This window comes from Amycolatopsis sp. SID8362 (assembly GCF_010550475.1).
GTDB classification, from domain to species: domain Bacteria; phylum Actinomycetota; class Actinomycetes; order Mycobacteriales; family Pseudonocardiaceae; genus Amycolatopsis; species Amycolatopsis eburnea.
The window spans coordinates 1-6,858 of sequence record NZ_JAAGNB010001665.1 but is presented as its reverse complement, the minus strand read 5'-3'; the positions used below and the strand labels follow the sequence as shown (position 1 = coordinate 6,858).

7 protein-coding genes are annotated in these 6,858 nt (G+C 71.0%); all 7 read right to left on the bottom strand.

All coding sequences use genetic code 11. The features are described from left to right. Nucleotides 1-124 precede the first annotated feature (124 nt). Nucleotides 125-778 carry a YdcF family protein gene (locus G3I65_RS51250; protein WP_160703207.1) on the bottom strand — a complete coding sequence of 218 codons (654 nt, stop codon included), beginning with the start codon at nt 776-778 and terminating at the stop codon, nt 125-127. 32 nt (nt 779-810) lie between these two features. After that, nucleotides 811-1,416, bottom strand: coding sequence for a DNA-binding response regulator (locus G3I65_RS51245; protein WP_086864637.1), 606 nt, complete (start codon nt 1,414-1,416; stop codon nt 811-813). Next, nucleotides 1,413-2,609 (bottom strand): sensor histidine kinase, encoded by a 1,197-nt coding sequence (locus G3I65_RS51240; RefSeq protein ID WP_160703205.1) that lies wholly within the window; start codon nt 2,607-2,609, stop codon nt 1,413-1,415. The genes G3I65_RS51245 and G3I65_RS51240 overlap by 4 nt, the downstream gene beginning before the upstream one ends. Nucleotides 2,610-2,633: 24 nt before the next feature. After that, nucleotides 2,634-3,374: an ABC transporter permease gene (locus G3I65_RS51235; protein WP_160703203.1), complete on the bottom strand. Its 741-nt coding sequence runs from the start codon at nt 3,372-3,374 to the stop codon at nt 2,634-2,636. Continuing rightward, on the bottom strand, nt 3,371-4,303 hold the full coding sequence (locus G3I65_RS51230; RefSeq protein ID WP_166641637.1) for an ABC transporter ATP-binding protein: 933 nt from the start codon (nt 4,301-4,303) through the stop codon (nt 3,371-3,373). Before G3I65_RS51230 ends, G3I65_RS51235 begins: the two co-directional genes overlap by 4 nt. 95 nt (nt 4,304-4,398) lie before the next feature. Continuing rightward, nucleotides 4,399-5,787: a glycine--tRNA ligase gene (locus G3I65_RS51225; protein WP_160703201.1), complete on the bottom strand. Its 1,389-nt coding sequence runs from the start codon at nt 5,785-5,787 to the stop codon at nt 4,399-4,401. A gap of 83 nt (nt 5,788-5,870) precedes the next feature. Further along, nucleotides 5,871-6,506: a class F sortase gene (locus G3I65_RS51220; RefSeq protein ID WP_160703199.1), complete on the bottom strand. Its 636-nt coding sequence runs from the start codon at nt 6,504-6,506 to the stop codon at nt 5,871-5,873. Nucleotides 6,507-6,858: the final 352 nt, after the last annotated feature.

Below are 6,858 nucleotides of genomic sequence, written 5' to 3'. Positions count from 1 at the left end.
GCTGCGCCCGTCCGCCCGCGCGCCGGGCAGCGCCGCGGCCTTCGCCGGCTCCGGGAGCAGGCGCGCGATGTCGTGTTCGGTGTAACCCACCCGCTCAGCTTAAGCGGCGGCACCGACAAAAACCTCAGCCCAGGAAGGTGGCGAACAGGTCGTCGGCCGGGGTCTTGGTCAGCCGGTAGTACAGCAGCGCGCCGGTCTCGCGGACGATGTAGCGCACCTGGGTGACGCGCTCCTGCACGATCGGCCCGCTGTGCGTCGGCGCCGTCCACGCGTCCAGCCCCAGGTCGCCGGCCATCGTCCGGGCGCGGAAGGAGTGCCACGGGTCGCTGACGAGCACCGCCGTGTGCCAGTCGCGGGCCTCGACCTGCTGGGCGACCGCGCGCAGGCTCCGCAGCGTGTCACTGCCCTCGCCGACGGCCAGGGTCGCCGACGCCGGGACGCCGTGCCGGGTCAGCCACAGCTGGCCGGCCCGCGCCTCGGTGAAGTTGTCCTCGGCCTTCTTGCCGCCCGCGGTGACGATCGTCTTCGCGACGCCCGCGTCGTAGAGCTGCTTGGCCTTCACCAGCCGGGCCGCGTAGATGTCCGACGGCCTGCCGTTGTACTGCGCCGCGCCCAGCACCACGATGACGTCGGCGGGCGTCCGGTCGTTTTCGCGGGCGACCTGCCACACCCGGAACGCCGTACCGCCGACGAGCGCGAGCACCACGAGCACCACGCCGAAGGCGATCCGGCGCGCCCAGTTCGCGAGCGACGGTTTGGTGCGTTCAGCGGTACCCACCCGTCCCATCTTGTCAGAACGCGGCGGCCCGCTCAGAGCCAGCCGCGCTCCTCGGCGACGCGGACGGCTTCGGCCCGGGTCCGGGCGCCCGTCTTGCCGATCGCGGCGGACAGGTGGTTGCGCACGGTGCCCTCCGACAGGTGCAGGGCCCGCGCCACGTCGGCCACCGTGGCGCCGTCCTTGGCCTCCCGCAGCACGTCCAGTTCCCGCCCGGTGAGCGGGCTGGCCCCGGTGGCGAGGGATTCCGCGGCCAGCGCCGGGTCCACCACCCGGAGTCCACTGTGGACTCGCCGGACGGCTTCGACGAGCTGCTCGGGCGGGGCGTCCTTGACGACGAAGCCGGCCGCGCCCGCGGCCATCGCGCGGGCCAGGTAGCCGGGCCTGCCGAACGTGGTGCAGATGATCACCCGGCACGACGGGAGCGCGGCCCGCAGGTCGGCCGCCGCTTCGAGGCCGTCCTTGCCCGGCATCTGCACGTCCAGGAGGGCGACGTCGGGCTTCGCCTCGCGCGCGGCGGCGACGACCTCGTCGCCCGAGCCGACCTGCCCGACCACCTCGATGTCGCTTTCGAGCCCGAGCACGGTGGCCAGCGCCCCCCGCACCATGGCCTGGTCGTCGGCCAGCAGTACCCGGATCAAGCGAGTCCTCCCGCGGGTTCGGCGCGCACGGCGGGAGCGGCCGCGCGCGGTTCGGGCTGCGGGACCTCCGCCCGCACCAGCAATCCTCCCCCGGGCCGGGCGGACGTCCGCAACGCGCCCCCCACGGCGGCGAGCCGCTCGGAAAGCCCGCGCAGGCCGTTGCCCGCGACGACGCCGGTGGCCCGCCCGTCGTCCTCGATCTCCAGCCAGGTGTCGCCCAGGCGCACCTTCACCTGCTTGGCGCCGGAATGCCGCAAAACGTTCGTGACGGCTTCGCGCAGCACGTACCCGAAGGTGTTCTGCAGCTCCGGCCGGACGTTGTCGACGGCGTGCGGCAGGTCGGCGTCGATCTCCGCGGCGCGCAACGCCGCCCGCGCACCGACGAGCTCCGCCGACAACGACACTTCGCGGTATTCCGAAACCGTCGCGCGGACGTCGGAGAGCGCGCTGCGGGTGAGGCTCTCGATCTCGCGGATCTCCTCGACCGTGCGCGGGATGTCGCCGGAACTCTCCAGCACCCGCCGGGCCAGCCCCGCCTTGACGGTGATCGTGGTGAGGCTGTGCCCGAGCAGGTCGTGCAGGTCGCGGGCGACGCGCTGGCGCTCGTTCGCCACCGCGAGCGTGGCGATCTCCTCGTTGGCCCGCTCCAGCCGCCGCACCGCGCGGACGAGGTTGGCCATGAAGAACATCGCCAGCGTCACCGAGGCGACCGTGATGAGGTCGCCGTAGTCGGCCAGGAACCGGCCTTCGACCAGCAGCACGACGGCGCCGGCGGCCACCGCGCCGACGTCCAGGATCACCGACCAGGCGGCCGGGAGCAGGAACACGAGCACCGCCGTGCCGTAGAGCAGGACGAACCCGCTCGCGCTGGTCGTCGCCAGTGTCGCGACCCCCAGGACGTTCATCGTGATCCCGAAGGCCAGCTTCACCGGCCGCTCCCGCTGGAAGAAGAACGGGAAGATCGCGTAGCACAACGCGTACGTGTAGATCAGCACGCCGGTGAGCACGGCCTCGACCGAAACGCCGGGCTCGGCCAGCAGGCCCCGCGTGACCGGAACGAGGAACGGCAAGAGGAACACCACCGACATGACCGACCACCGCAGGCCCTTCGGGCCGCCGCGGCGCCCGGCATCGGGCAGGGGGTCCTCCCACCACGATTCCTTGTTGTCGAGCCCGAACTTGCGCTTCGCCATCGCCGTTCCTCGTTCTTCCGGCCCTCAGACGCGGGCGCTGTCCTTACGGTAACGCCTGATCACGAGCGCCCCGAGCACGACCGCCCACGCCCCCAGCACGCCGGCCGCGGTCGGCAGCGACACCACCATGTCCGTGGTCACCGCGGGCCGCGCCACCTGCAGCACCCAGTACGTCGGCATGATCTGGGCGACGTCGTGCATCCAGCCCGGCATCGACTCGATCGGGATCCAGAGGCCGCCGAGGAAACCCATGCCGAGGGTGACGATCATGTTGACCGGCTGCATCGAATCGGGCGTGCCGAACTGGCCGAGCAGCAGCCCGAGCAGCACCAGCGGGATCGTGCCGAGCCAGACGCCGGCGAAGATCCGGACCCAGCCCGCGGCGTCGAGGTGCACGCCCTGCATCGTCACGGCCAGCAGCGGCACCAGCACCAGCGCGGGCAGCCCCACGAGCATCCCGGAGATGCCCTTGCCCGCCAGGTAGCCGCTGCCGGTCAACGGGGTCAGGCGCAGCTGGCGCTGCCAGCCGACGGCGCGTTCGAGCGCGAGCCGGGCGCCGCTGTTCGTCGCGGCGGCGAACGTCCCGAACGTCATCATGTTGATCATGATCACGGCGGTGACCGTGGCGTGGTCCGGCGCGTCCGCCTTCGTGAAGACGTTGGCCTGCAACAGGAACATCAGCACCGGGAAGGCGACGACGAAGATCAGGAACCGCGGCGCCCGGAAGTTCCGGCGGATCTCGGTGAGCAGGTAGGTGGCGTTCATCGGACGGGCTCCGCGGTCTCGTCGGCGGTCAGGGAGAGGAAGGCGCCTTCGAGGCCGACGGCCCCGATTTCGACGTCGTGCACGGCCGGGACGGCGGCCTTGAGCGCCCAGAGCGTCTCGTCGGAGTCGGCGCTGGAGATCGCGACGCGGTCGCCGCGCAGCTCGAACTCCTTGACGCCGGGCAGCGCGGCGATCAGCGCTTCGGTGGCGCCCGGGACGGCGGCGCGCAGGGTGCGGCCGCCGGCCAGCGCGCGGACCTCGGCGACGCTGCCGTCGGCGACGATCCGGCCGCGGCGCATCAGCACCACGCGGTCGGCGAACTCCTCGGCTTCTTCGAGGTAGTGCGTGGCGAACACGACCGTGCGGCCGGACTCGGTGAACGAGTACATCGACTGCCAGAACTCGCGCCGCGTCCCGACGTCCATCGCCGCGGTCGGCTCGTCGAGGATCAGCAGGTCGGGGTTGCTGACCAGGGCGACGGCGAAGCGCACGCGCTGCTTCTGCCCGCCGGACAGCTTGTTCGCGCGGCGGCCGGCCAGCTCTTCGACACCCGCGGCGCGCAGGGCTTCGGCCACCGGCATCGGGCGGCGGTGCAGGGCCGCGACCATGCCGACGGTCTCGCCGACGGTCAGGTCGTCCATCAGGGCGCCGCCCTGCAGCATCGCGCCGATCAGCCCGGCGCGGACGGCGTCGATCGGCTTGCGCCCGAACACGCGCACTTCGCCGGCGCCGGGGCTGGTCAGGCCGAGGATCATGTCGACGGTGGTGGACTTGCCGGCGCCGTTCGGGCCGAGCAGGGCGACCACCTCGCCCGGGGCGATCGTCAGGTCGAGGCCGTCGACCGCGTGGACGTCGCCGTAGTGCTTGCGCAGGCCGGTGAGGTGGATCGCGGCCCCCGCCGCCACCGCCTGGATGTCTGTTTCTCGCATGCCTCCAGGCTGCCGCGCGACGGGCCCGGGACCCCAGACCGTGCGTCACGACCTAGCCGTGACAGGTGTCAGGGGTACCCGGACCCGGGCGCGGTTCAGCAGCCGATGAGGCGGGCCGCCAGGTAGGACTCGAGCTTGTCGATCGCGATGCGCTCCTGCGACATCGAGTCGCGCTCGCGCACGGTCACGGCCTGGTCCTCCAGCGAGTCGAAGTCGACCGTGACGCAGTACGGCGTGCCGATCTCGTCCTGGCGGCGGTAGCGGCGGCCGATCGCCTGCGCGTCGTCGAAGTCGACGTTCCAGTGCTTGCGCAGGGTCGCGGCGACCTCCTTGGCCTTCGGCGTCAGGTCGGCGTTGCGCGACAGCGGCAGCACCGCGACCTTGAACGGCGAAAGCCGCGGGTCGAGCTTGAGCACCACGCGGGTGTCGGTGCCGCCCTTGGCGTTCGGCACCTCTTCCTCGTGGTAGGCGTCGACCAGGAACGCCATCATCGAGCGGCCGACACCGGCCGCCGGCTCGATCACGAACGGCCGGTAGCGCTGCCCCGACGCCTGGTCGAAGAACGACAGGTCCTGACCCGAGTGGTTCGAGTGCGTGGTCAGGTCGAAGTCGGTGCGGTTGGCGATGCCTTCCAGCTCGCCCCACTCCTGGCCCGCGTTGAACGCGAAGCGGTACTCGATGTCGACGGTGCGCTTCGCGTAGTGCGAAAGCTTTTCCTTCGGGTGCTCGTAGTGGCGCAGGTTCTCGGCCTTGATGCCGAGATCGGTGTACCAGTTCGTGCGCTCGTCGATCCAGTACTGGTGCCAGCGCTCGTCCTCGCCCGGCTCGACGAAGAACTCCATCTCCATCTGCTCGAACTCGCGCGTCCGGAAGATGAAGTTGCCCGGCGTGATCTCGTTGCGGAAGGACTTGCCGATCTGGCCGATGCCGAACGGCGGCTTCTTCCGCGACGTCGTCTGGACGTTGGAGAAGTTGACGAAGATGCCCTGCGCGGTCTCCGGGCGGAGGTAGTGCAGGCCCTCTTCGGACTCCACCGGGCCGAGGTAGGTCTTCAGCATCATGTTGAAGTCCCGCGGCTCGGTGTACTTGCCGCGCGTGCCGCAGTTCGGGCAGGGCACGTCGGACAGGTCGTCCTCGGTGGTCTCCTTGCCGCTGCGCGCGGTGTACTCCTCGGCGAGCTGGTCGGCGCGGAACCGCTTGTGGCAGGACAGGCACTCGATCAGCGGGTCGGTGAAGACGTTGACGTGCCCGGAGGCCACCCACACCTGCCGCGGCAGGATCACCGAGGAGTCGAGGCCGACGACGTCGTCCCGGCCCTGCACGACGGTCTTCCACCACTGGCGCTTGATGTTGTCCTTGAGCTCGACCCCGAGCGGTCCGTAGTCCCACGCCGAGCGGGTACCGCCGTAGATCTCCCCGCTGGGGAAGACGAAACCACGGCGCTTGCACAGGCTGACTACGGTATCGATGGTGTTCGTGGGCACTCCACGCTCCGGAAGCATGCGGGGACGGTTATCGGACTAGAACGTCCAGGGTATCCGCCGGGGCCCAGCGGTTAACGCGCAGGCTACGGCCGCGACACGAGCGACGCCGTGACGACGCGGTTGTCCTCGTAGCCCTCGGTCCCGCCGACGTATTCGCCACCGCAGGTGACCAGCAGCAGCTTGTGCGGGCCATCGGGGTCGAACAGCTGCTCGGACCGGCCGGCGAGGTCGGTCTTGTGCACGGTCTCGGTGGCGTCGACCCGGTAGACCCAGGCGCCGCCGGCGGTGTCGGTCAGCTTGATCTCCTGGCCCTGCTTGACCTGCCAGAGTTCCATGAACGGGCCCTTCTTGCCCTTCCAGTTGACGTGCCCGGAGAGCAGGGCGACGCCGTGGTCGGCGCCCAGCTTGGCGCCCCACCAGGCGGCTTCGCCGAGGCCTTCGGGGATCTTGAGGGCGCCGTCGGCGTCGAGGTCCTCCTGGACGAGCTTCGCGGTGCCGCCGCCGGGGAGGCTCAGGTTCGCGGGGTCCTGGGCGGTCTTTTGCTCTTTTTGGCCCGCGGGTTGGGTGGTGACGGGCGCGTTCGCGACCGCGGGTTCATCCTTTCCAGTGAAGATGAGCAGGGTCGCGACGAGCGCGGCGACGACGAAAGCGCCGGCGACGCCGACGATCCACCAGCGGCCGGAGCCCTGCTTCCGCTCCGCCGGGTTCTGCTCCTGCATGGGGTCGGGCTCCTTCGCTCGGTGACTTGGCGAAGGAAGACATGCGGCGGCGGGTCCGGGAGGTTGCACCGAGATCGCGGCTCGTCCGGTGTCTTGAATGACTCATTCATGTCGTCGGACGACATGAATGAGTCATTCACGTCGTTTGGCGAGCATCGGAGAACGCGCCGGCGGCTCGGCTCGGGCGAACCGGCGGTCGCAAGCGAGACCGCCGCCCGCACCGACGGCCCGGCTCTCGCCGCGGGGCCACAAGCAGGCCGTGCCCAGCAAACCCGGCGGTCGCGAGCAAGACCGCCGCGCGGACCGGCAGTCCGGTCCCGGGCCCAGCACCGCATGCAGGCGACGACCGACG

Coding starts and splice junctions, on each gene's coding strand:
- G3I65_RS51240 (WP_160703205.1), bottom strand. CDS start 2,609: ATGGCGAAGCGCAAGTTCGGGCTCGACAACAAGGAATCGTGGTGGGAG.
- G3I65_RS51235 (WP_160703203.1), bottom strand. CDS start 3,374: ATGAACGCCACCTACCTGCTCACCGAGATCCGCCGGAACTTCCGGGCG.
- G3I65_RS51230 (WP_166641637.1), bottom strand. CDS start 4,303: ATGCGAGAAACAGACATCCAGGCGGTGGCGGCGGGGGCCGCGATCCAC.
- G3I65_RS51220 (WP_160703199.1), bottom strand. CDS start 6,506: ATGCAGGAGCAGAACCCGGCGGAGCGGAAGCAGGGCTCCGGCCGCTGG.